The sequence below is a fragment of the Halococcus sediminicola genome, assembly GCF_000755245.1.
Taxonomy (GTDB): Archaea; Halobacteriota; Halobacteria; order Halobacteriales; family Halococcaceae; genus Halococcus; species Halococcus sediminicola.
Window position 1 is genome coordinate 16162 of the sequence record NZ_BBMP01000026.1, and the last position, 18665, is coordinate 34826.

Genomic DNA, 18665 nt, shown 5'->3' on the forward strand with positions numbered 1-18665 from the left:
GCATCCGGTGGACTTATGCGAGGGCAGTCCAGAGTGTGGATACACATGAACAGGCGGGATTTTCTGCTGGCAGCGAGTGCCGCTGCGGGGGGTTCGGCCGCCGCCAGCGGGACCGCCGCCGCACAGCAGGGCAACGGGTCCGGCGGTGGCGGCGGGAACGCTTCCGGCGGGGGTGGCGGCAACGCCTCCGGTGGCGGTGGCAACGCGAGTGGCGGCGGTGGGAACCAGAGCGCCGGCGGTGCGGGTGGCGGGGGCGGCGGTGGCCCCACGAAGACGGTGAAAGTCGGTCCCGGCGGCGCGCTCACGTTCGAACCTGCAGAGCTCTCGCTCCCGACGGGTGGCAAAGTGAAGTTCGTCTGGGAGTCGAGCGGCCACAACGTGAGTCCGAGCAGCGGCAATTGGGGCCACCAGCCAATCGAGGACAAGGGCTTCAGCTACACGACGCCACCGTTCCAGCAGTCCGGTGCACAGGAGTACGTCTGCACACCACACGAGTCGGCGGGGATGGTCGGGACCATCCAGGTCGGTTCGAGCGGCGGTGGTGGCGGCGAGGAGGAAGAGCCGAGCCCCGAGGAGATGGGCGTGCCGTTCCAAGCACACTTCGTCGGCATCGCCACCCTGCTAATGATGGTGTTGTCGTTGGTGTACACCTTCTTCCTCGTGAAATACGGCGAGTCGCCGAACGCGAAGGGGGGAGATTAGATGTCCACGTCAGGCAGTACCTACGGCGATATTCACCGATACGAGCCGGCGAGAGAGAGCACCGCCGCGGCCGTCGCCATCGTGTTGCTCACCATCGTCGAGGTGGTGTTCGTCGGCCTGTTCGCCTTCGGGCTGATCAACGGCTGGGGGACCGAGGAAGTCGGCAACATGTATCTTGGCACGGTGTTGGCGATAATCTTCATCGACCTCGCGTTCGTCCTCCTGCTCTACCGCAAGGAATTCCTCCCGGACGTGATGATCGTCAAGAAACGCCGGCGCAAGTGGGAAGACCTCTACATCCGCGAAGAGCAGATGGAGGGCACCAGCATGGGTGGGGCCGGCGCGTGGGACAGCGTGAAACGAGCAGTCTATCCGTACTACAAGAAATAACAATGCCAGAAGACGAAGACAGCTATCCGGCCGAATCGGGACGCAGGCGGTTCGTCAAGGGCGTCGTCGGTGCGTCGGCGCTCGGCGCGACCGGCGTGACGGGCGCGACCGCCATCAAGTACGCCACCACCTCCTCGGGGGCCGGTGGCGGGGCGACGCAGTATTTCGGCATCGAGAACATCGCTGGACCGGCCCCGCGCGGGATGCCCCAGATCCCCATCGAGATCGATTCCGATGGGTATCTGAAGGGCGTCTGGCCGGAGGTATCGACAAAGACGGTCAACAACGAGGAGGTGAAGGTCGCACAGATGAAACTCGGTGGCATCACCTACTCGAGCGAGTGGTTCCAGTACTGTGGCGTCCAGACCTACGCCGGCATCGCGCCCGATGCCGACCAGGACAACTTCTTTCGCGTCTCGGAGTCGGCTTCGACCACCTACGACTGGATGAGCGACCTGAGCGCCGGCGACAAACTCAAGGTCAGCGATTTCAAGGACTACGAGTCGTGGGGCAACGACATCGGCAAGTCCGGCCTTGGCAAGCCGGCGATGGGGCGGTGGCGTTCGGAGGACCTCCCGCCACAGGAGACGATGCCGATACAGGTGCTCAGAAGCACGCGCATCGAGGAGTTGGCCAAGGAGAGCGAGCACCCCGAGTGGGTCAAGGCGAGCACCAAGGACGGGTTCATCGCGTGGCTGAACAAGTGTACGCACTTCTGCTGCGTGCCGGGATTCAAGTCGTCTGCTCAGAGCGCGAAGTTCGGCGGGTCGAACGACGTCTACTGCCCCTGCCACCAGTCGGTGTACGACCCGTTCAATCCCGTCAAACTCCAGTTCACGTCGCTTCCGCGGCCGGACGACCTCGGCAGCGAGAGCAGCAGCGGCGGTGAGAGCAGCTCATGAGCCTCGAACGCCCCGACGAACACGACCACGGCGGCTGGATGGAACAGAAGGAGCTGACACCGGTCGAGAGCACGTATCTCACGGTGTTGATGTGGCTCGACAAGCGCCTGCGCATCGTCGACTACCTCGAAGTCCTGGAGAACCTCTACTACAAGGTCAACCTCCAGATGCCCAAGAGCCACACCGAACAGTACAATCTCGACAACAAGTTCTGGTACTGGTATCCCCTCTACGCGCTCGGGAGTTTCTCGACCATCGCCTACGTCGTCGCGGCGCTCTCGGGCGCACTGCTCGGCTTTTACTACGCGCCGTCGACCGCCGGCGACCCGTCGGCGGCCTACAACGCGCTGACGATGATTATGGTCGACCTCAACTTCGGGTTCTTCCTCCGGAGTCTCCACCGGTGGTCGGCGCAGGTGATGACTGCCGCCGTCTTCTTGCACATGCTGCGGGTCTACTTCACCGGCGCGTACAAGGAGCCGCGTGAACTCAACTGGATCCTCGGCATCGTCCTGATCAGCCTGACGATGGTCTTCGGCTACACGGGCTACCTGCTGACGTGGGACCAGCTCGCCTACTGGGCGGGCCAGATCGGTGTCGAGATGAGCCTCTCGATCCCGCTCATCGGCGAGTGGGTCGCCCAACTCATCTTCGGTGGGTTCGCGCTCGGACAGGCGACGCTCATGCGGATGTATCTGTTACACGTCTTCTTGTTGCCGTTCGTCGTGACGTCGCTGATCGCCGTCCACATCGGCATCGTTTGGATGCAGGGGATCGCGGAGCCACACTAAGACAATGACTGACACCACCGACACCGACGACACGGACGCCACCGAGGTCGCCGCCGACGGCGCGGGTATCGTCGCGCCGGACGACGAGACGCCGACGTGGCGCGAACGCAAGGAGCGCCGCCAGGGGCTCTCGCGGCTCACCTACGAGTACTTCGAGCGCTCCCGGCGCGAGGATCAGGATCTCAGAACCGAATCGAGCTACGTCGAACGCGACGTGCTCGCGTTCCCGACGTGGCCCCACGAGATGATTCGGAATCTCTCGCTGACGAGCTTCTTCGTCGGCCTGATCCTCTTTCTGGCGGCCACGCTGCCGCCACATCTCGGCGCGCCGGCCGATCCGTCGACGACGCCGGCGATCATCCTGCCCGACTGGTATCTCTACTGGTCGTTCGGGCTGCTGAAACTCGGGCCGCTGAACCCCGAACTCGCCATCCTCGGTGGCGAGAAGCTCATGGGTGATTCGACCTACGGCGTGCTCGCGAACCTCGTCGTCGTGGGTATCATTGCCATCGTACCCTTCCTGAACAAGGGCAGCGCGCGCCGGCCCGTCGAGCAGCCGTTCTGGTCGGCCGTCGGCGTCTTCGGCGTCGTCTTCGCCGTGATGATTAGCGCACTGTCGATGAAGAACCTCGTACCGGCATGGGTAGACGTCCACCTGCTGTTCGACATGACGCTCCTGTTGCCCTTCGTGGCCGGGTTCATCACCTACGGTATTCTGAAGGCGATGCGCGAGGGGTACATGTTCGAACTCAACAGACGGTACTACCGGCTGCGCCCGCCGCGCTGACGTGGCCGACGACAACGAGGGGAGCGGGTCGCGCGAAATCGTCGTTCCGCTGCGCGCGTACAAGGCGATAACGGTCTTTTCGACGCTGCTCGCGATCGTTGCGGTCATCCTCGGCTTTGGCTTTCTCGACGCTGCCACCGGCGGCGCGGGCCCGCTCTCGGTACTGTTCGAGACCATCGGGCTCGCCGACGCCGGCGGCAGTGCCTTCGCGCTCGTGAGCGCGCTCGTCGGCATCGGCTTCATCGCGCTCGGAGCCGGCATCTACGTCCTCGGCACGCGCTTTCGTACCGAAGGGATGGGAAAGGCTCAAGACGACAGCGGGGAAGATTCGAGTAATGAGTGACGAATTCGCCAAAGGTCTCGTCGCCCTCTGTGGCGGGCTGTTCGGCTGGATGGTCTTTTCGGGCTGGTACACCACTGAGAGCTTCGAATCGACAAATCAACTCATCGGGGAAGCCCCATCGGACCCTGCGATCTACGGCAACATCGCACTCACCATCCGTGAGGCGCTCTTTTGGTTCGCCATCTTCGGTGCGATCACCTTCTGGGTGCTCATCCCGGCGGGCAGACAGGCCCGCGCCGCGTGGCGCGACCGGCGCTCGTCGAACTGAATCGGTAGCGGCCGGATTTCTCGTGAACTTCACGCCTCAACACTTTCGCGTGTCTCTCCTCTGCGCGATTCATCACCGGTCGGGTATGAGGGCAACGAGCAGCGAATCCCGATTCGACTGAGAACCGCAACCGCCCACAAACTTCTCCAACCGATTCGCTTCACTCACTCCGTTCGCTCGTTCATCCCTTCGCACGAGTCGTGCGCTTCGTGCACTCTCGCGCGCCACCGCAGCCACTCGGGACGAAAGGATGGTTCGATGGTCGTCGGAACGGCTCTCTGACGTATCGGCTGTCGTCTGGCGTTCAGACGATCGCGTTCCAGAGCGGGGCGACGACGAAGAAGACGCTGAGGTAGGCCGCATAGAGCACGACGAGCACCGAGGCGGCGATGGCCCCGTTGGGCCGGCCGATGGCGCGGTCGTTTCTGGCCTCGACCCGTCTGGCTTCGAGTTCGAAGAAGTCGGTGACGAACATCCCGACGACGAGCACCGACAGCACCATCCCCGAGTGGAGTTCGACGGTCCCGAGGTAGAACGAGCCGAGGATGAGGAGTATTGTAGTGGCGATGTGTGCGGGATGCTGTTCGATGGCGTCGGCACCGTCGCGTGCCTGGTTGACGTTCGAACGGTGTGAAATCATGCGCGTGATGACGTTCGCCACGGCGAGGACGACGAGCACGTACACGATGAGCGGCGGCTCGCCGCTACCGAGCACGGCGTCGACTGGACCGAACAGCGAGAGCGGGTACATGGGCTACCGTCCGAAGCGACTCCATTAGAAGGTTTCTCATTCCCGGCCCGATTCGGGGAGCGAGGCGACCGGTAGCGTTCCCGCCCGCGTCAGCCGCACCGCCGACTTCGGTTCGACCGTTTCGATCACCTGCCCGTCGGCCAGCAGTTCTACGTCGGCGTCGTCGCGCTCGACCGTCAGCGAGAGCTCGGTCAGCGGGAGCACCCAGTGGTCGGGATCGGTCGCGAAGGGTGAGATCGGTACCACGGCGAGAACGTCGCTGCCGGGGGCGACGACCGGCCCACCGACGGCGTGTGCGTAGCCACGACTGCCGGCCGGCGTCGTGACGGTCACGCCGTCGGCACGGAACCGTGCGACCGACGAGCCCCCATCTCTGTCGAGCGAGAACTCCGAGATAGTGGCCGTCTCGGCGGTCGTGAGAGTGATCTCGTACAGCGCGTGAACCGATTCGCCGGCCGTCGAGACGGCCACGAGCGGACGCTCCTCGACGGTGTATCGCCCGTCGAGGATTCGCCCGATGTCCCGTAGCTCGATCTCGCCGCTGGCCGGGAAGACGGCTGTGGAGACATCGCTGGCGGCGAGGTCGGCGAGTGCGGCGCTTCCGAGCGCCACCGCGAGGTCCGCACCGCCAACGGCGTCGATGCCGGTTGCGGCGTCGCCGCCGGCAGCCCGAACCGTCTCGGCGACGTCGGCCGCCTCGCCGTCGGGCGCGAGCACCGCGACGCTCGGTCGGTCGTCTCCATCGGCCGTCTCGCTCATCGCTTCCGGTTGTGGCCGCCCGGGCAAAAGATTGCGGGCTCGTGGCAACCGTCGCGACGGTCGGTCGTTTCGTCGCCCCGGGAAACGCTTTAGCAGCCACGGCTGCCATCCCGTTGCATGGGCCTTTCCGTCGAGACGCCGCCACCGCCGACGCTCGAAGCCGGCGTCGACGCCGACGCCTACGAAGACGCCGACGTGGGCGGCGACGAGTACCGCCGCGACGAACTCGAAGCGTTCCTCGAAGCAGGTGCGTGGGACGAGGCGTTCGAGCGCTGGGCCACGGAGACGGCGATGACCGACCGCGAGTTCGCCATCGTCCGCGATCTCGGCCTCGTCGACCGCTTCGACTTCTTCTGGGACGACTTCGCCGATCGGGTGGGCTATCACGCTCCCGGATTGCCCGAAGACTGGAAGGAGCGCGAGATTCACCCCGACCTCGATTCGTGGGGGGCCGTCTCCTCGATCAACGCCGGACTCACCGAACTCGGCCAGCTCGTCTGTGAGGTGCTCAAAGACGACTACATCGATTGGGAAGCCGACTACGAGGCTCCCGACGACCTGCCCGATTTTTGAGAGTCGGCCGAGCGGTTAATGTCCCCGGCACCGAACGGAGGGTATGGGCGAGACGCTCACCCCACCCGCCGAGCGTGAATGCGAACTGTGTGGCCGTCGGGACGTCTGGGACGCCGACAACTGGCACGTCGTCGAGAGCGGTTCCCAACACTGCATCCACGAGTGGGACATCAACGGCTCGTACAACCCCCTCGAGGGGTAGTCGGGCGAACTCGCCAACAGTTAAGTCCCCGTCGGCGTACGTTCGCGTATGGATGCGACGGAAGCCGAAATCGACTCGCTCGTCGGCCGCGAGGTCTACTCGAACAACGGGAGGTTCGTCGGCGAAATCGAGGACGTCCGCCTCGATCTCGACCGCGAACTCGTCACTGGCTTGGCGGTCGGCGGGTTGAACCGTGAGTTGCTCGCCGGGCGCGCACGCGGCGCTCGCGGCGTCATCGTTCCCTTCCGCTGGGTGCGCTCGGTCGGCGATATCGTCCTCGTCAACGAGGCCGTCGAGCGCCTGCGCGAACCCGACGAGGAGTCCGAAAGCGAAGCCACAGTCTAATTCCCGTTGTCGTCGACGCCGAGTGCGTCGAAGAGCTTTCGCCGGACGGCCTGTTTGGTGAGTTCGAGCAGCGTCTCGCGGTTGTCGTCGGTCGTCTCGATGCCGGTGAAGATTCCCAGTGGAATCGAGACGGTCGCGTCCGTCGAGTGGCCGACGGTCTCGCCGTGTTCCTCGAAGGCGTTTTCGAGCACGTTGCGGATGTTGATGCGGATGTCCTTCGAGCGCGCCGAAAGGGTGATCCGCTCGTCGTCGATGGCGAAGACGGCGGTCGTGCTCACGCCCTCCAGATTCAGGAGGTGCTGGGCGGCCTGTGCGAGCGCGTCGCGGTCGTGGATGTAGCCGGCGTTCGAGACGAGATACGAGCCGTTCACCTCGCGGTTGCCGATGGCCTCGGCGAGCACGTCGAGCGTCTCGGGCGACATCGATGGCGACTCGACCTGTTCTAAGGTGTCGTGGTCGGCGAACGGGTAGAGATACGAGGCGGCGGTCAGGTCCGCCGGGGTGGTATCACGCTTGAAATCGAGTGTTTCGGCACGGATACCGTAGAGCAGCGCGGTCGCGACGGTGTCGTCGAGGCTCAGGTCGAACTCCTGGACGTATTTCGTCAGGATCGTCGACGTCGACGAGACGTTCGCGCGCACGTCCGAGAACGTCGCCTCGTAGCCCTCTTCCGGTTCGTGGTGATCGATGAGCACGTCGATGGGCCGTTCGATGGTCTCCTCCATCGATTGGGCGTGGTCGACGAGCGCGAGCGTGTCGTAATCGTCGAAATCGACGTCGGCACGCGCCTGCAGTTCGACGCCGATGAGGTTGACGAACGCGCGATCTTCCTGATGACCGATCTCGCCCTCGTAGAGGATGTCCGCCTCGATCCCGCGCGCCTCGGCGATGGCTCTGAGTGCGACCGCGCTCGCGATCGAGTCCGGGCCGGGGTTGTCGTTAGCGAGGATGGCGAGTCTCTTCTCGGTGTCGTCGAGTACGTCCGCGAGCAGGCCGGCCTTGTGTTCGAGTTCGCCGGTTTCGAGCGCGCGCAGCGCGGCGTCGGCGATGACCTCCGAGGGGTTGACCACGGCATCGGCTCCCGCCTCGCGGAGTTCGTCGGCGGTCACCGGGTCCGAGGCACGCGCGATGACGAACTGCTCGTCGCCGCGTGCGCGGACGTTCTCGATGGCCGCCTCGTTGGCCTCGATGTCCGTCGAGAGCACGAGGAGCACATCCCTATCCGCGACCGCCTCGGGCACCCCTTCGTCCGCGATGTCGGCGGTCTTGGCGTTCATGTCCTGGTCACGCAGGGCCTCGACGCGACCCTCGTCGACGTCGACGATGAGGACGTCCTTGCCCTCGTCGACGAGTTCCTCGGCGACGGCGTAGCCCACGCTACCACAGCCTAGGATCGCATAGGTGGACATCGAGGCCATCGTGATGCCGGTGCTCATTGTCCGTCCGTTCTGGGACAGGGAGACTTATAATCTGTCCGTTCTCGCCGCTTTCGGGGTCGGCGGCGAGCGCTCACGCAAACTATTAGTCGCTGTCGACGGACATGGAGATATGCTCTCGCTCGAAGACTCACCGCTCGCACGCGACGGCAAGATCCTGATTCTCGCCTACGACCACGGTCTCGAACACGGTCCCACCGATTTCACCGAGCATCCAGAACGGATGGCCCCCGAGACGGTCTTCGACGTGGCGACCCACGACGCCGTCACCTCGGTCGCCGTCCAGAAGGGCCTCGCTGAGGGGTATTATCCCTCCTACGAGGACGACGTCTCGCTGCTGACGAAACTGAATGGCACCTCGAACCTCTGGATGGGCGAACCCGACAGTTCCGTGAACTGCACGGTCGACTACGCCGCCGACATCGGTGCCGACGCCGTGGGATTCACTCTCTATGGCGGGTCGAACAACGAAATCGAGATGGCCGAGGAGTTCCGCGACGCCCAGGAGTCGGCCCGTGCCCACGACCTCCCGATGGTGATGTGGTCGTACCCCAGAGGACAGGGACTCAAGAACGACACCAGCCCCGACACGATCGCCTACGCCGCCCGCGAGGCGCTCGAACTCGGTGCCGACGTGGCGAAGGTCAAATACCCCGGCAGCCGCGAGGCGATGGAACACACCGTCCAGGCCGCCGGCGGGGAGAACGGCGCGAAGGTCGTCATGTCCGGCGGGTCGAAGACGTCCGACGAGGACTTCCTCAAGAACGTGAAGGCCGTGATGGACGCCGGCGGTGCGGGACTCGCCGTCGGACGGAACGTCTGGCAGCGCGAGAACCCCACTCAGCTACTCGACGCGCTCGAAGCGGTCATCCACGAGGGCGCGTCCGTCGACGCCGCGCTCTCGTGATGGACACCATCGACGCGGTCTTCGCGGTGCTCGCGGAGACGGCCCCCGAAATTCGGGAGGGACTCGTCGGCCGGCGCGAATACCAGGAGGGCGAGAACCCGAGCGGCGAGGAACAGCTCGCGGCGGACGTCCACGCCGACCAACTGCTCGAAGAACGCCTGCTCGCGGTCGACGGCGTCGGCAGCTACGCGAGCGAGGAACGCGAGGAGATCGTCGGCGACGGCTCTGGATTGTCGGTCGCGGTCGACCCGCTCGACGGTTCATCGAACATCAAGCCGAACAACACGATGGGCACCATCGTGGGGATCTACGACGCCGCGCTCCCGGCCGGCGGGCACGACCTCGTTGGGGCAGCCTACACGCTCTACGGGCCGATCACGACGATGATGACCGCCGTCGATGACACCGTGACCGAATCCGTCGTCGAGGACGGCGAGCGCCACACGGTGACCGAGGACGTAACGCTCCCCGACGACCCGACGGTATACGGCTTCGGCGGGCGTGTACCCGACTGGCCCGACGGGTTCACCGACTACGCCCGCGAGATCGAATCCGATTCGTCGCTCAAACTCCGCTACGGCGGCGCGATGATCGGTGACGTGAATCAGGTGCTCACCTACGGCGGTGTCTTCGCCTATCCAGCGCTCGAATCCGCTCCCGAGGGCAAGCTCCGCCTCCAGTTCGAGGGCAACCCGATCGGGTACATCGTCGAGTCGGCCGGCGGACGCTCCTCGGATGGGAATAGGTCACTGCTCGCCGTCGACCCCGACGGACTTCACGGACGGGTGCCGGTCTACGTCGGGAACACAGGGTTGATCGACCGATTGGAAACGGCGCTCGACGAGTAGTGATGGACGACCAAACGGACCAGCGGGGACCGTGGCTCCTTGCGCTCGGTGCGCTGGCGGTCGGCGTGGTGGCACTCGGTATCGAGACCTATCGCGCCATCCGCGGGCGCAGTCGGCGGGACGATTCCACCGACGGTTAGCCCTCCTCTTTTTCCACGAGGAGGAACGGAAACGAGCCACCGAACTCGTCATCGACGGTGTCACGTTCGAGCACCTCGAAACCCACCTCCGTGAGGTGGCGAACGCTCGTCTCGGTATCGGGAAAGCTCCAGCGCATCTCGACGCCGGTGTCGAGCCAGTTCGGGTTGTTGCCTTTCCACTCTTCGTTACCAACGGTGAGCAACGCCATCCCACCGGGCCGAAGCACACGAGAGAACTCCGCCGCAACGCGTGGGTGCTCGTCCAACGGGACGTGAAGCAGCGAAAAGAGCGCACAGAGTCCACCGAAGGTGTTCGTGGCGAACGGAAGCGAACTCATGTCCCCCTGTACGGATCGTGCTCGTGGGACGTTCTCGCGGGCGCGACGGACCTGCTCGATCGAAAAATCGACACCGATCACCTCGTGTGTCTCGACTAGTCGTTTCGCCCCGGGAACGCCGCTCCCACAGCCGGCGTCGAGCACGCGCGCATCGGTAGGGAGGCGCTTCGCAAGGTCGTCGATGTGGGCGACTGCCGCTGGTTCCTCGGAGCGCTGTGCGTGATAGTCCGCGGAGACGTCGTCGTACGCCCGCCTGATGGCGTGTTTTCGCGCCGTCATTTATCACTTCTCGGTCGGCGGACGACAAAACCGTTCGGACAGCACGGATCTACCCTGCTGTCCGTACTGCCGAGCACATGGAAAAGTCTTTCAGCAATTATTGCGCAGTATCGGTATGCAAATCCGTATCGGCGAGGGGGCGAGCGAGGAGGAGGCCCACGTCATCGGGAGCGCGCTCGCGGAACACACTGGCGAGGAGATCGAGGTGTACGTCGGCGGCGACGACGCGCCCGCGGCGACCGCCGAACCACCGGAAGACGCCGAACCGTCCGCGGCGGACCAGCCAACCGAGTCGCCGGGGTCGGAGACCGAACTCGGACCGACCGAGCGCGAGGAGTTGCTCCGCGAGGAGATCACCGACATCGAGCAGGGCGGTCCCGAGAAGTACAAGGATCGCCTGAGCGAGCAGGGCAAACTGTTCGTCCGCGACCGCCTCGACCTCTGGTTCGACGACGGGTTCGCCTTCGAGGACGGCAAGTTCGCCAACTTCGACAGCGACGACCGGCTACCGGCCGATGGACTCCTGACTGGGGCCGCCGAGTTCGAGGGCCGCACGCTGCACGCGATGGCCAACGACTTCACGGTGAAGGCCGGATCGATGGCCGGCAAGGGCGTCGAGAAGTTCCTCCGCATGCAACAGCGCGCGCTCAAGACCGGCCGCCCGGTCCTCTATCTGATGGACTCGTCGGGTGGCAGAATCGACCAACAGACGGGCTTTTTCGCCAACCGCGAGGGCATCGGGAAATACTACTACAACCACTCGATGCTCTCGGGGCGCGTCCCGCAAATCTGCGTGCTCTACGGGCCCTGCATCGCTGGCGCGGCCTACACGCCTGTGTTCGCCGATTTCACCGTGATGGTCGAGGGAATGTCGGCGATGGCCATCGCCTCCCCGCGGATGGTGAAGATGGTGACCGGCGAGGAGATCGACCTCCAGGACCTCGGGGGACCACAGGTCCACGCCGCCGAATCCGGCAGTGCCGACCTCGTGGCCGAAGACGAAGAACACGCCCGCGAACTCGTTGCCCAACTCGTCACCTACCTCCCCGACAACGCCGACGAGAAACCTCCGCGAGCCGACTCGCGCCCGCCGTCGCGCTCGCCCGCCGGTATCGACTCGGTGGTGCCCGAGCGGCCGAACCGTGGCTACGACATGCACGACCTCATCGAGCGCGTCGCTGACCAAGGCTCGGTGCTCGAACTCCGCGAGCAGTACGGTCCCGAAATCGTCACGGCGTTCTCGCGGATCGACGGCCGACCGGTGGGCATCGTGGCGAACCAGCCGGCCCACCGAGCAGGAGCGATTTTCCCCGACGCCGCCGAGAAGGCCGCCGAGTTCATCTGGACCTGCGACGCATACAACATTCCACTCCTGTATCTCTGCGACACACCGGGATTTATGGCCGGTTCGGGGGTCGAAAAGGAGGGCATCCTCGAACAGGGCAAGAAGATGATCTACGCCACTTCCTCGGCGACAGTGCCAAAGCAGTGTGTCGTCGTCCGGAAGGCCTACGGCGCGGGTATCTACGCCATGTCCGGGCCGGCCTACGACCCCGAATCGACGCTCGCGCTCCCGTCAGGCGAGATCGCCATCATGGGTCCCGAGGCGGCCATCAACGCCGTCTATCGGAACCGGCTCGACGACATCGCAGACGACGACGAGCGCGCCGCACGCGAGGCCGAACTCCGCGAGGAGTACCGCGAGGACATCGACGCCCACCGGATGGCGAGCGAAGTCGTCATCGACGACATCGTGCCGCCGAGCGAACTGCGCGACGAACTCGCCGCTCGATTCGAGTTCTACGAGGACATCGAGAAATCGCTGCCCGACAAGAAACACGGCACGATACTCTGAGCCGCCTCGCCTGCCACTCGGTCACTCGTAGCCGATGTCGGCGGTGAGTTCGGCGCTGCTCTTCTGGAAGGTGCCCGAGCCACGCGCGAGTTCATTGCCTGCGTCGTCGCGGGCGACCGCCTCGGCGATCAACTGGTTCGGATTGTCGTTGACGACCCGGCCCTCGGCGTGGATCGTGCCTTCCGAAACCGGGCGTTCGAGATGGAGGTTGAAGTTCGTCGTGAGCACGAAGACGCCCTCGACCAGCGAATTGGCCGCGAAGAAGGCTGCGTCGTCGAGCGCCTTGAAGTACACCGCGCCGTGGACCGCTCCGAGCGGATGGTAGCTCTCCGGCGAGATGGGGACGTCGAGCGTCGCCGCGCCCTCGGTGACGGTGAGAGTCGTCCCCTCGTCTTCGTTGATGGGCGCGCGCCGATACATCCGCTCCAGTTTGCGAAAGTGCGTCTCGTTCACGGTCGAGGACGGTTCCGACCGACGATACCGATTCCGATGGACGCTACGGCGCGCCGGTGATGACGAACGTGCTCTCGGTGTCGCCATTCGTGACCTGTCGGGTCGCGCCGGGCGCAACTCGGACCGCGTCACCGCTTTCGAGCGACAGCTCCTCGCCCTCGACGGTCATCGAGGCTTCGCCGTCGACGAGCAGATACACTTCCTCGTGGTCCTCGTCGTCGTGTTCGTGTTCTGGACCCTCCCAGCCCGGGTCGGCGTCGACGACGGTGACGCCGTGGTCCTCGCAGTCGAGCGGGTCTCGGAGGAAGTGCATGCCGTACGTGGTCTCGGTCTCGTCGTAGTTCACCTTCGTGTGTGACATCACCTCCGATTGGTGGGCCGGACGGAAATACACACTGCCGGCCCATTTGCCGAAGTCGCCGTAAGCAACGTTTAGGTTCGGTCGTCACCTGCTTTACTCGTGCGCATCGAGAACAGCTTCGTCCCCGTGCGCGGCGTCGGTGAGAAGACCGAACGCCGACTCTGGAACGAGGGCATCACTCACTGGGACGACTTCGAGCCGTCACACGTCGGACGGGTGCAGGGCGAGAACATCGACGACTACATCGAGCGCGCCCGCGACCGCCTCGCGGCGAACGACAGTGCCTTCTTCGACCGTGCCTTCCCGTCGGGCAGTCGCTGGCGGCTCTACGAGAACTTCCGGGAGAACGCCTGCTTTTTCGATATCGAGACCACGGGACTCGACGCCCGCCACAGCGAGGTCACGACCGTGAGTTTCCACCGTGCCGGCGAGACGACGACGCTCGTCCGCGGCGAGGACCTCACGCGCGACGCCATCGCGCGCGAACTCGACGCGGCCGACCTGCTGGTCTCCTTTAATGGCAAGCGCTTCGACGTGCCCTTCCTCGAACGCTCGTTCGACCTCGATATCGGCCACCCGCATCTCGACGCCATGTACCCCTGTCGCCAACTCGACCTGACGGGTGGGCTGAAGCCCATCGAACGGGCGCTCGGCATCGAGCGCGACCGGCCAGACATTTCCGGGCGGGACGCGGTCCGGCTCTGGCACGAGTACGAACGCGGCGACCGGGAATCGCTCGAAACGCTGGTCGCGTACAATCGTGCCGATACGGTGAACCTCAAATCGCTGCTGGACACCGTCACGCGCCGCCTTCACGAATCGGTGTTCGTCGACGGCCACGGGCCTCGATAAACGCGGTACGCGCCTCGAAACTCGAAGCTTCGTCGTTCGTCCGTCGCTGCGCCGATAAACCGTTCTGCGAAAGAAATCGTGGTAATTAGCTGCGTCGCGTCGCGAGCAGCGCCGCGCCGAGCAGTGCGACGACTGCGACGGCGATGCCGAAGCCGGGTCCGCCCGCCTCGGTTCCCTGTCCGCTCGCGTTCGTCCCCGCACCGCCGTCGGTTCCGGCCGCGGTTTCGCCGCCGGCCGTCGTCTCACTACCAGCCGCCGTCTCGCCGCCGGTCGTCGCGGTGGCGGCGGTGCCGGTCGTCTCGGTGGCTTCGGTTATCGAGAGGGTTGCGTTGGTCGCGCCGGAGCCGTTCTCCGGGTTGACGTCCATGCCGACCTCGTACTCGCCCGCTTCGGTGGGATTGGTGATGCCACCGAAGGTGAGCGTGACGGTGTCGCCCGCCTCGACCGTTCGCGTCCCGTCGAAACTGATGAGTGCGCTTTCGCCCGCCGCACCGAGTCCGGCCGAGGTGACGTTTCCGGAGACGTTCTCGCCGGAGACGTTCGCCGCGGTGACCATGCTCGGACCGAGCGAGACGGTAGCGTTCGAGCCGGTGTAGTCGACCGAAACCGCGCTCAGATTGCCGGCCGATCCCTCGTCGACGGGGATCGTGACCGTGTAGTTCGCGCTCGCGCCCGCAGCGGCGGGCGTCGCCACGATGGAAGCGTTGCCGGCCGTCCCGTTCGCCGCCGTCCCGTTCGCCGCCGTCCCGTTCGGCGTGGCGGTCTCGGCCGTGCCGTTACCCATCTCGGTCTCGTTGGCCGTCGTTTCGTTCGCGGCGGTCGCGTTCGTCGTCTGTTCGGTGGTCTCGTTGGTCGTTTCCGTCTCGTTCGCGGCGGTCGTGGTCGTTTCCGTCTCGTTCGCGGCGGTTTCGTTGTCGGCGGTGTCGGTCGTCGCGTTCGTTTCGTTGCCCATCGCGCCTTCGTCACCCTCGCCGGTGACTTCGAGCGGGACCGTCCGCTCGGCGTCGCCGCCGACGACGCTCACGGTGAACTCGTACTCGCCGGCCGGCACGTCGCTGAAGTCCATGCCGACGATCGCCGTCCGGTCGAGGTCCTCCGTGTCGTATCCCTCGCCGTCGAAGGTGCTGTCCTCGATCTGTTCTTCACTGAGACCGGGCGTAGTGATCTCGACGTCGTATGGTCCGTCGAACGCCCCGTAGACGATGTTGAGGTTGAGCACGCCCTCGGCGACCGACTCGACGGTGTTCGCCGCGCCGTCCCTGAAGCGGACGTTCAGCGGCTCTTCGTCCGATGGACTGTAGAAGTCCCCTTCGCTCGCGCTCTCGTTGGAGGTGTTCTCGCCGGCGTCCTGTGCGGCGACCGTGCCCGCGGCGGCGACGCTGCCGATGACGGCGGCGAGCACCACCAGCGCGGCGAGACCGACGCTCCGATATGTCGTGTCCTGTGTCATTGTTTCTCGTATGTCGTGTGACGGGGCGGGTCGGCGGCGATTCGGTCGTCGAACCGTCCGCCGGCACCACCGCCGTCGCTCCGTTCGTCGTCGATGGATACGATACACCAGCGTGATATATTCTTTTTGGTGCTACCGCCCCGAACTCATTCCTCGGGGCGTTTCAGCGAGAGGATAGTTCTGTGGAACTCGCAGACGAGGTCGTCGTTCTGGTTGTGCGCCTCGACGTGCATCGTGACGACGCCGCGCTCACCGTCGCTGGTCTCGCGCTTTTCGACGACCGTCGAGCGCGCGCGTATCGTGTCGCCGTGGAACACGGGATTGGGGTGCTCGACGTCGTCGTACGAGAGGTTAGCGACGATGGTCCCATCGGAGGTGTCGGGAATCGTCAGCCCTACGGCCAGCGAGAGCGTGTAGAGCCCGTTGACGAGGCGCTCGCCGAACTCGGTCTCGGCGGCGAACTCGCCGTCGAGATGCAGCGGTTGCTGGTTCATCGTCATGTCACAGAAATCTTGATTGTCGCTTTCGCTTATCGTCCGTCGTTTGTCGTGGTCGATGGTCTCGCCCTCCTCGAATTCCTCGTAGTAGCGTCCGGTCATGGACGGACGCTCGCACGCCGGGGCCAAAAGCCATCGGTCGCGGTTCGCAAATGATGGCGACGCCGATACGGTTATAACAATACCTATAGGGCCGGGCGTGCAAACAGCACGGCACGGTCGATGACGCTCCGTCCCGTCGCGGGGCGAGCGCCGAACATCCCATCATCATGACGACGACAGCCCCAACCGAAACCGAGGACCCGCCCGAGACCGCCGCCGAGATCGCCCGCCACCAGCTCGACCGGGCGGCGTCGCATATCGACGTCGACCCCGGCGTCGTCGAGCGACTCAAACATCCCAAGTCGGTCCATCAAGTCTCCATCCCGGTCGAACGCGACAGCGGCGAGATGGAGATCTTTACTGGGTATCGCGCCCACCACGACAGCGCACGCGGGCCGTTCAAGGGTGGACTGCGCTACCACCCCGGCGTGACCCAAGAGGAGTGTGTGGGGCTCTCGATGTGGATGACGTGGAAGTGTGCGGTGATGGACATCCCCTTCGGCGGCGGCAAGGGTGGCGTCGTCGCCGACCCGAAGGGACTGAGTGAGAAGGAAAACGAACGGCTCACCCGCCGCCTCGCCGAGGAACTGCGCGACGTCATCGGGCCGATGAGGGACATTCCAGCCCCCGACATGGGGACCAACGCCCAGACGATGGCGTGGTTCATGGACGCCTACTCGATGCAGGAGGGTGAGAGCCACCCCGGCGTCGTCACGGGCAAGCCGCCCGTCATCGGCGGGAGCTACGGCCGCGAGGAGGCTCCCGGTCGGAGCACGGCCATCATCACCCGCGAGGCGCTCGATTACTACGGCAAGGACGTCGAGGAGACGACGGTCGCGATTCAGGGCTTCGGCAGCGTCGGCGCGAACGCCGCCCGCCTGCTCGACGAACTCGGCGCGAACGTCGTCGCCGTCGCCGACGTCGAGGGGGCCATCCGTGACCCGGACGGTCTCGACACGCGCGACGTGCTCTCCCACGAGGAGGAACCGGGCATGGTCTCGGGCTACGACGCCCCCGACAACCTCTCGAACGCCGACCTGCTCGAACTCGACGTCGACGTCGTGATCCCCGCCGCCATCGGCAACGTTCTCACGGTCGATAACGCCGACAACATCCAGGCGGACTTCATCGTCGAGGGCGCGAACGGCCCGACGACGACGCGCGCCGACGAGATCTTCGCCGAGCGCGAGATCCCGGTGATTCCGGACATCCTCGCCAACGCCGGCGGCGTCACGGTCTCGTATTTCGAGTGGCTCCAAGACATCAATCGCCGCGCGTGGACGCTCGAAGAGGTCAACGAGGAGTTGGAAGACGAGATGCTCTCGGCGTGGAACGACGTCCGCGGGGCGTACAACGCCTACGACGACGTGACGTGGCGCGAAGCGGCCTACATCGTCGGTCTGACCCGCGTCGCCAAGGCCCACGAGGTCCGCGGTCTCTGGCCGTAGATTCAAGCCGCCCGCCGCTTTTTGCCCGCTATGGCCAGACGAAGCGTCCTCTTCACGCCCGGCGACCGGCCCGAGATGATGCGAAAAGCCCCCGACAGCGGAGCCGATGTCGTCGTGTTCGATCTCGAAGACGCGATCGCGCCCGCCAGAAAGGACGAAGCGCGCGAAGCCGTCTCCGAGGTGCTCTCGGGCGAGTTCGATCCCGACTGCGAAGTCTGTGTTCGCGTCGGTCGGGACTTCCACACGGACCTCGACGTGCTCCTCGACGGCGAACCACGCCTCGACGCGCTGATGCTCCCGAAAGCCGAGGCGAGCGAGGACGTCACCGCGCTCGCGGATTCGCTCGCCACACGCGACGCGAGCTACCCGGTGTTCGCGCTGATCGAGACGGCGCGAGGCGTGCTCAACGCCGAGGAGATCGCCGCGGCCGAGGCAACGACTGCGGTCTGTTTCGGGGCCGAGGACCTCGCGGCCGACGTCGGCGCACGGCGAACCGAGGAGGGAACGGAAGTGCTCTACGCGCGCGAACAGACGGTGCTCGCGGCAAGCGCGGCCGGCGTCGACGCCATCGACACGCTCGTGACCGACATTGAGGCGACCGAGCGGCTCCGTGACGACACCGGATTCGCCATCGAACTCGGCTACGACGGCAAACTGGCCATCCATCCCGCACAGGTCGCGGTCATCAACGACGCCTACACGCCCGACGACGAGCGCATCGCGTGGGCCGAGCGCGTGCTCGACGCGAAAGGCGAAGCCGACGGCGAGGAACGGGGCGTCTTCCGCGTCGACGGCGAGATGATCGATGCACCACTGATCACGCAGGCCGAGCGCGTCCTCGACCATGCCCGTGCTGGCGATAGTTCACGATAAATCGACCGGAACG

25 protein-coding genes are annotated in these 18665 nt (G+C 65.3%); 17 read left to right on the forward strand and 8 right to left on the reverse strand.

Annotation, left to right across the window (positions count from 1 at the left end; genetic code table 11):
- Positions 1 to 45: 45 nt before the first annotated feature.
- The 7 genes from ACP97_RS16470 to ACP97_RS16500 are packed head-to-tail and all read left to right on the forward strand — an operon-like array spanning position 46 to position 4183.
- Positions 46 to 702 carry a plastocyanin/azurin family copper-binding protein gene (locus ACP97_RS16470; protein ID WP_049998934.1) on the forward strand — a complete coding sequence of 219 codons (657 nt, stop codon included), beginning with the start codon at positions 46 to 48 and terminating at the stop codon, positions 700 to 702.
- Positions 703 to 1092 (forward strand): DUF7318 family protein, encoded by a 390-nt coding sequence (locus ACP97_RS16475; protein ID WP_049998935.1) that lies wholly within the window; start codon positions 703 to 705, stop codon positions 1090 to 1092.
- A gap of 2 nt (positions 1093 to 1094) precedes the next feature.
- Positions 1095 to 1994 carry a cytochrome b gene (locus ACP97_RS16480; protein WP_049998936.1) on the forward strand — a complete coding sequence of 300 codons (900 nt, stop codon included), beginning with the start codon at positions 1095 to 1097 and terminating at the stop codon, positions 1992 to 1994.
- Positions 1991 to 2785, forward strand: coding sequence for a cytochrome b (locus ACP97_RS16485; RefSeq protein WP_049998937.1), 795 nt, complete (start codon positions 1991 to 1993; stop codon positions 2783 to 2785). The genes ACP97_RS16480 and ACP97_RS16485 overlap by 4 nt, the downstream gene beginning before the upstream one ends.
- 4 nt (positions 2786 to 2789) lie before the next feature.
- Entirely contained in the window at positions 2790 to 3572 is a 783-nt protein-coding gene (locus ACP97_RS16490; RefSeq protein ID WP_049998938.1) for a cytochrome b family protein, read from the forward strand.
- Between the two features lies 1 nt (position 3573).
- Positions 3574 to 3915: a DUF7315 family membrane protein gene (locus tag ACP97_RS16495; RefSeq protein ID WP_049998939.1), complete on the forward strand. Its 342-nt coding sequence runs from the start codon at positions 3574 to 3576 to the stop codon at positions 3913 to 3915.
- Positions 3908 to 4183: a DUF7314 family protein gene (locus ACP97_RS16500; protein WP_049998940.1), complete on the forward strand. Its 276-nt coding sequence runs from the start codon at positions 3908 to 3910 to the stop codon at positions 4181 to 4183. The genes ACP97_RS16495 and ACP97_RS16500 overlap by 8 nt, the downstream gene beginning before the upstream one ends.
- Positions 4184 to 4487: 304 nt before the next feature.
- Here ACP97_RS16500 and ACP97_RS16505 read toward each other — a convergent pair whose 3' ends face one another.
- Positions 4488 to 4934, reverse strand: a complete 447-nt coding sequence (locus ACP97_RS16505) for a DUF7313 family protein (protein ID WP_049998941.1) — start codon at positions 4932 to 4934, stop codon at positions 4488 to 4490.
- Between the two features lie 36 nt (positions 4935 to 4970).
- A complete protein-coding gene (locus ACP97_RS16510; RefSeq protein WP_049998942.1) occupies positions 4971 to 5693 on the reverse strand; it encodes an NAD(+)/NADH kinase in 723 nt (240 codons plus the stop codon).
- 117 nt (positions 5694 to 5810) lie between these two features.
- Here ACP97_RS16510 and ACP97_RS16515 point away from each other — a divergent pair, with 117 nt between their 5' ends.
- The 3 genes from ACP97_RS16515 to ACP97_RS16520 are packed head-to-tail and all read left to right on the forward strand — an operon-like array spanning position 5811 to position 6813.
- The gene (locus ACP97_RS16515; RefSeq protein WP_049998943.1) at positions 5811 to 6266 is read left to right on the forward strand and encodes a hypothetical protein; all 456 of its coding nucleotides are present in this window, start codon (positions 5811 to 5813) and stop codon (positions 6264 to 6266) included.
- 43 nt (positions 6267 to 6309) lie between these two features.
- Positions 6310 to 6468, forward strand: coding sequence for an HEWD family protein (locus tag ACP97_RS20570; RefSeq protein ID WP_202593652.1), 159 nt, complete (start codon positions 6310 to 6312; stop codon positions 6466 to 6468).
- A gap of 48 nt (positions 6469 to 6516) precedes the next feature.
- A complete protein-coding gene (locus tag ACP97_RS16520) occupies positions 6517 to 6813 on the forward strand; it encodes a PRC-barrel domain-containing protein (RefSeq protein WP_049998944.1) in 297 nt (98 codons plus the stop codon).
- Here the strand turns inward: ACP97_RS16520 and ACP97_RS16525 are convergent.
- Positions 6810 to 8249 carry a DHH family phosphoesterase gene (locus ACP97_RS16525; protein WP_049998945.1) on the reverse strand — a complete coding sequence of 480 codons (1440 nt, stop codon included), beginning with the start codon at positions 8247 to 8249 and terminating at the stop codon, positions 6810 to 6812. The two genes, ACP97_RS16520 and ACP97_RS16525, sit on opposite strands and share 4 nt — an antisense overlap.
- 112 nt (positions 8250 to 8361) lie before the next feature.
- Between ACP97_RS16525 and ACP97_RS16530 the strand changes: the two genes are divergently transcribed.
- The 3 genes from ACP97_RS16530 to ACP97_RS20095 are packed head-to-tail and all read left to right on the forward strand — an operon-like array spanning position 8362 to position 10144.
- A complete protein-coding gene (locus ACP97_RS16530; protein ID WP_049998946.1) occupies positions 8362 to 9156 on the forward strand; it encodes a class I fructose-bisphosphate aldolase in 795 nt (264 codons plus the stop codon).
- Positions 9156 to 10004 carry a class 1 fructose-bisphosphatase gene (locus ACP97_RS16535; RefSeq protein WP_049998947.1) on the forward strand — a complete coding sequence of 283 codons (849 nt, stop codon included), beginning with the start codon at positions 9156 to 9158 and terminating at the stop codon, positions 10002 to 10004. The genes ACP97_RS16530 and ACP97_RS16535 overlap by 1 nt, the downstream gene beginning before the upstream one ends.
- Before the next feature lie 2 nt (positions 10005 to 10006).
- Complete coding sequence (locus ACP97_RS20095; RefSeq protein WP_154020061.1) at positions 10007 to 10144, forward strand: hypothetical protein; 138 nt, start codon at positions 10007 to 10009, stop codon at positions 10142 to 10144.
- Here the strand turns inward: ACP97_RS20095 and ACP97_RS16540 are convergent.
- Positions 10141 to 10761 (reverse strand): class I SAM-dependent methyltransferase, encoded by a 621-nt coding sequence (locus ACP97_RS16540; protein ID WP_049998948.1) that lies wholly within the window; start codon positions 10759 to 10761, stop codon positions 10141 to 10143. The two genes, ACP97_RS20095 and ACP97_RS16540, sit on opposite strands and share 4 nt — an antisense overlap.
- 115 nt (positions 10762 to 10876) lie before the next feature.
- Here ACP97_RS16540 and ACP97_RS16545 point away from each other — a divergent pair, with 115 nt between their 5' ends.
- Entirely contained in the window at positions 10877 to 12616 is a 1740-nt protein-coding gene (locus ACP97_RS16545; protein WP_049998949.1) for an acyl-CoA carboxylase subunit beta, read from the forward strand.
- A 21-nt stretch (positions 12617 to 12637) separates the two neighbouring features.
- Here ACP97_RS16545 and ACP97_RS16550 read toward each other — a convergent pair whose 3' ends face one another.
- Both ACP97_RS16550 and ACP97_RS16555 read right to left on the reverse strand, forming a co-directional pair.
- Complete coding sequence (locus ACP97_RS16550) at positions 12638 to 13069, reverse strand: PaaI family thioesterase (protein ID WP_237561224.1); 432 nt, start codon at positions 13067 to 13069, stop codon at positions 12638 to 12640.
- A gap of 43 nt (positions 13070 to 13112) precedes the next feature.
- Positions 13113 to 13430, reverse strand: a complete 318-nt coding sequence (locus ACP97_RS16555; protein ID WP_049998950.1) for a cupin domain-containing protein — start codon at positions 13428 to 13430, stop codon at positions 13113 to 13115.
- A gap of 99 nt (positions 13431 to 13529) precedes the next feature.
- Between ACP97_RS16555 and ACP97_RS16560 the strand changes: the two genes are divergently transcribed.
- Positions 13530 to 14282: a ribonuclease H-like domain-containing protein gene (locus ACP97_RS16560; RefSeq protein WP_049998951.1), complete on the forward strand. Its 753-nt coding sequence runs from the start codon at positions 13530 to 13532 to the stop codon at positions 14280 to 14282.
- An 85-nt stretch (positions 14283 to 14367) separates the two neighbouring features.
- On the opposite strand, the gene ACP97_RS16565 is transcribed toward ACP97_RS16560, so the two are convergent.
- A complete protein-coding gene (locus ACP97_RS16565; RefSeq protein ID WP_049998952.1) occupies positions 14368 to 15732 on the reverse strand; it encodes a PGF-CTERM sorting domain-containing protein in 1365 nt (454 codons plus the stop codon).
- Positions 15733 to 15878: 146 nt separating this feature from the next.
- A complete protein-coding gene (locus ACP97_RS16570) occupies positions 15879 to 16331 on the reverse strand; it encodes a MaoC family dehydratase (RefSeq protein WP_049998953.1) in 453 nt (150 codons plus the stop codon).
- Between the two features lie 167 nt (positions 16332 to 16498).
- Here ACP97_RS16570 and gdhB point away from each other — a divergent pair, with 167 nt between their 5' ends.
- Both gdhB and ACP97_RS16580 read left to right on the forward strand, forming a co-directional pair.
- Complete coding sequence (gdhB, locus tag ACP97_RS16575) at positions 16499 to 17779, forward strand: glutamate dehydrogenase GdhB (protein WP_049998954.1); 1281 nt, start codon at positions 16499 to 16501, stop codon at positions 17777 to 17779.
- Positions 17780 to 17809: 30 nt separating this feature from the next.
- Positions 17810 to 18652, forward strand: coding sequence for an HpcH/HpaI aldolase/citrate lyase family protein (locus tag ACP97_RS16580; RefSeq protein ID WP_049998955.1), 843 nt, complete (start codon positions 17810 to 17812; stop codon positions 18650 to 18652).
- The last annotated feature ends 13 nt before the right edge of the window (positions 18653 to 18665 follow it).

Bases quoted from the DNA above. Each gene is read 5' to 3' on its own strand.
- ACP97_RS16545 (WP_049998949.1), top strand. From the start codon at position 10,877: ATGCAAATCCGTATCGGCGAGGGGGCGAGCGAGGAGGAGGCCCACGTC.
- ACP97_RS16470 (WP_049998934.1), top strand. From the start codon at position 46: ATGAACAGGCGGGATTTTCTGCTGGCAGCGAGTGCCGCTGCGGGGGGT.
- ACP97_RS16565 (WP_049998952.1), bottom strand. From the start codon at position 15,732: ATGACACAGGACACGACATATCGGAGCGTCGGTCTCGCCGCGCTGGTG.
- ACP97_RS20095 (WP_154020061.1), top strand. From the start codon at position 10,007: ATGGACGACCAAACGGACCAGCGGGGACCGTGGCTCCTTGCGCTCGGT.
- ACP97_RS16570 (WP_049998953.1), bottom strand. From the start codon at position 16,331: ATGACCGGACGCTACTACGAGGAATTCGAGGAGGGCGAGACCATCGAC.
- ACP97_RS16510 (WP_049998942.1), bottom strand. From the start codon at position 5,693: ATGAGCGAGACGGCCGATGGAGACGACCGACCGAGCGTCGCGGTGCTC.
- ACP97_RS16490 (WP_049998938.1), top strand. From the start codon at position 2,790: ATGACTGACACCACCGACACCGACGACACGGACGCCACCGAGGTCGCC.
- ACP97_RS16535 (WP_049998947.1), top strand. From the start codon at position 9,156: ATGGACACCATCGACGCGGTCTTCGCGGTGCTCGCGGAGACGGCCCCC.
- ACP97_RS16525 (WP_049998945.1), bottom strand. From the start codon at position 8,249: ATGAGCACCGGCATCACGATGGCCTCGATGTCCACCTATGCGATCCTA.
- ACP97_RS16530 (WP_049998946.1), top strand. From the start codon at position 8,362: ATGCTCTCGCTCGAAGACTCACCGCTCGCACGCGACGGCAAGATCCTG.
- gdhB (WP_049998954.1), top strand. From the start codon at position 16,499: ATGACGACGACAGCCCCAACCGAAACCGAGGACCCGCCCGAGACCGCC.
- ACP97_RS16520 (WP_049998944.1), top strand. From the start codon at position 6,517: ATGGATGCGACGGAAGCCGAAATCGACTCGCTCGTCGGCCGCGAGGTC.
- ACP97_RS20570 (WP_202593652.1), top strand. From the start codon at position 6,310: ATGGGCGAGACGCTCACCCCACCCGCCGAGCGTGAATGCGAACTGTGT.
- ACP97_RS16475 (WP_049998935.1), top strand. From the start codon at position 703: ATGTCCACGTCAGGCAGTACCTACGGCGATATTCACCGATACGAGCCG.
- ACP97_RS16580 (WP_049998955.1), top strand. From the start codon at position 17,810: ATGGCCAGACGAAGCGTCCTCTTCACGCCCGGCGACCGGCCCGAGATG.
- ACP97_RS16515 (WP_049998943.1), top strand. From the start codon at position 5,811: ATGGGCCTTTCCGTCGAGACGCCGCCACCGCCGACGCTCGAAGCCGGC.
- ACP97_RS16555 (WP_049998950.1), bottom strand. From the start codon at position 13,430: ATGTCACACACGAAGGTGAACTACGACGAGACCGAGACCACGTACGGC.
- ACP97_RS16480 (WP_049998936.1), top strand. From the start codon at position 1,095: ATGCCAGAAGACGAAGACAGCTATCCGGCCGAATCGGGACGCAGGCGG.
- ACP97_RS16505 (WP_049998941.1), bottom strand. From the start codon at position 4,934: ATGTACCCGCTCTCGCTGTTCGGTCCAGTCGACGCCGTGCTCGGTAGC.
- ACP97_RS16500 (WP_049998940.1), top strand. From the start codon at position 3,908: ATGAGTGACGAATTCGCCAAAGGTCTCGTCGCCCTCTGTGGCGGGCTG.
- ACP97_RS16540 (WP_049998948.1), bottom strand. From the start codon at position 10,761: ATGACGGCGCGAAAACACGCCATCAGGCGGGCGTACGACGACGTCTCC.
- ACP97_RS16485 (WP_049998937.1), top strand. From the start codon at position 1,991: ATGAGCCTCGAACGCCCCGACGAACACGACCACGGCGGCTGGATGGAA.